Raw genomic sequence first — 2,609 nt, forward strand, 5'->3', positions numbered from 1 at the left:
CTTTAGGATATATTGCTCCTGTGCTGAAGTAGCCACAAGTATACCACATTTCACAAGTATACCAGGGTTTATGGAAATAAAGAATGCAATTTTGAAGTAAAGTTGTAAATATGTGTTATATTTTTTGTAGTAAGTGTTAGTCCTTGGTATACTTGCCACGATGTAATGAACTCGCATATATTATAATATTTGGTATGAAAAGGCTTAACATAGGTATACTTTTGGCAATGTTTGTCTTTGTTTTAGGCTTTTACAATAAAAGAGTATACGCTTTTCAATATAACTATTGTTTTGAGCAGGCTTCAGCTAAGTACGGTGTAAATGTGAAACTACTTTACGCCATAGCAAAAGTTGAGAGCAATTTTAATCCATATGCAATAAATGTTAATGCCGACGGTAGAAGCATAAAAGAATATTATCCAAAGAATAAATATCAAGCCAAAATAGTTTTAAATTATTTGCTTAGGCACGGCTATAACTTTGATGTGGGGATAGCTCAAATAAATATAATAAATATAAGAAGATGGGGCTTGGATCCTTACGCTTTGTTAGACCCTTGCTATAATCTTGACGTATCTGCTAAACTTTTAAGAGAGCTTGTAGATAGGTATGGGCTTAGTTGGCAGGCTATTTGGCATTACAACGGAAGGCCTTCTTACGCTTATAAAGTATACCATGCACTTGTATGGCTTCAAAATCATAACAGCATATACGCTACTTCTTATCAAAATCCATAAAAATCTTAGAAGGAGTAGCTCCTTTTTGACCTAGGTATTTACCTCTGTAAACCTTACGTGGTATTTCGTCAAGTTTAGCAAAAACAAGTTGACATATCCTCATGCCTTTATAAAGCTTAATAGGATATTTATTAGCGTTGTAAAGCTCCAACGTAATTTGGCCTTCAAATCCAGCATCTACCCAACCAGCGTTTTCTATGAAAAGCCCAAGACGACCTAAGGAGCTTCTTCCTTCTACAAAAGCCGTTATAAATTCTGGAAGTTTTATATATTCCATGGTAGAAGCTAATAAAAATTCGCCGGGGTTTATAGTAAAATATTCTTCGAAATTTATAGTTTTTGCTTGTATAGGGTTTTTAATATCTATAACATCTAAATCTTTGTAAAAAGCTATTGAATTGCTAAGCCTTAGATCCAAAGAAGAGCATTGTAAAGAAGACTCATCAAAAGGTTCTACTATAATTTTTGAGCTCTTTATGTAGTCCAATATGGTTCTATCGCTTAATATCAAGACTTCTCCTTAGCTTTCTTAGATTTAGAAGTTTTTTTAGGTTCTTGTTTCAAAACGTTATCCTTAAAAACAATCTTAAATACTTCATCTAAATGGTCTACAAAGTGAAATTGCATCTTTTCTTTTACATAATCTGGTAAGTCTTCCATTACTTCAACTTTGTTTTTCGATGGTAATATCACTTCGTATATACCAGCCCTTTTCGCAGCAAGAATCTTTTCTTTCACACCACCTATTGGTAGAACTCTTCCTCTTAGAGTAACTTCACCCGTCATAGCTACATCAAGCCTTACCGGTTTTTCAGTAAATATAGACAATATGCCAGTAGCTATGGCGATGCCAGCCGATGGACCATCTTTTGGAACAGCACCTTCTGGAACGTGTATATGTATATCGTATTTTGAAAACAAGGAGCTATCTATTCCGTATTGGTCTGCTTTTGATTTTATATAAGAAAGAGCAGCTTGAGCAGATTCTTTCATCACATCTCCTAAAGAACCGGTCAATATAAGAGATCCTCTGCCCTTTAACTTTGTAACTTCTATATACATTATTTCACCACCCACCTCAGTCCAAGCAAGGCCTGTAACAAGACCAATGGCTTGCTCTAACTCCTCTTTTTCTCTAATAATACGAGGCACGCCAAGAAGCTCTTTAACAGCGTTTTTATTTATTACAAAAGGCGGTTTTTGACCTTTTAGTTTTTTAACGGCCAATTTTCTCAATAAAGACGCCAACTTTTGTTTAAGGTTTCTGACTCCTGCCTCTCTTGTATAACTCCTAATAACCTCTAATATAGCTTCATCTTCTATGATTACTTCCGACTCTTTAAAGCCATGATCTTTTATAATTGTGGGCAAGAGATGATTTTTTGCTATATGAAGCTTTTCCTCTTCAGAATATCCGGAAAGGTAAAGCACCTCCATTCTATCTAAAAGAGGTTGCGGTATAGTGTCTACTCTATTGCCAGTTGCCACAAAAAGCACTTCCGAAAGATCAAAAGGATGCCCTATGTAAAGATCCGTAAAAGATTTATTTTGTTCTGGATCCAACACCTCTAAAAGAGCTGCCGCTGGATCTCCTTGGAAAGACACGGATAGCTTATCTATCTCATCGAGCATGATAAGAGGATTTTTAACACCGGCTTGCTTTATAGCTTGAATTATACGTCCTGGCATAGCTCCTACGTATGTTCGCCTATGGCCTCTTATCTCAGCTTCATCTCTTATACCACCTAAAGAAATCCTTACAAATTTCCTTCCTGTAGCTTTTGCTATGGATTGCCCCAAAGATGTTTTACCAACGCCAGGTGGTCCAATGAAACAAAGTATTGTAGACTTAGAGCCCTTACCCTTTGTAAG

3 protein-coding genes are annotated in these 2,609 nt (G+C 36.0%); 1 reads left to right on the forward strand and 2 read right to left on the reverse strand.

All coding sequences use genetic code 11. The features are described 5' to 3' along the window. Window positions 1–194: 194 nt before the first annotated feature. Window positions 195–737 carry a transglycosylase SLT domain-containing protein gene (locus tag ACP5S8_RS08070; RefSeq protein ID WP_461870111.1) on the forward strand — a complete coding sequence of 181 codons (543 nt, stop codon included), beginning with the start codon at window positions 195–197 and terminating at the stop codon, window positions 735–737. Here the strand turns inward: ACP5S8_RS08070 and dcd are convergent. Both dcd and lon read right to left on the reverse strand, forming a co-directional pair. Then, window positions 715–1,248 (reverse strand): dCTP deaminase, encoded by a 534-nt coding sequence (dcd, locus tag ACP5S8_RS08075; protein WP_461876429.1) that lies wholly within the window; start codon window positions 1,246–1,248, stop codon window positions 715–717. The genes ACP5S8_RS08070 and dcd overlap by 23 nt on opposite strands. Continuing rightward, on the reverse strand, window positions 1,245–2,609 hold a 1,365-nt coding region (gene lon, locus ACP5S8_RS08080), incomplete at its 5' end, for an endopeptidase La (RefSeq protein WP_461876430.1). The genes dcd and lon, both read right to left, overlap by 4 nt.

This window comes from Hydrogenobaculum sp. (assembly GCF_049967395.1).
Taxonomy (GTDB): domain Bacteria; phylum Aquificota; class Aquificia; order Aquificales; family Aquificaceae; genus Hydrogenobaculum.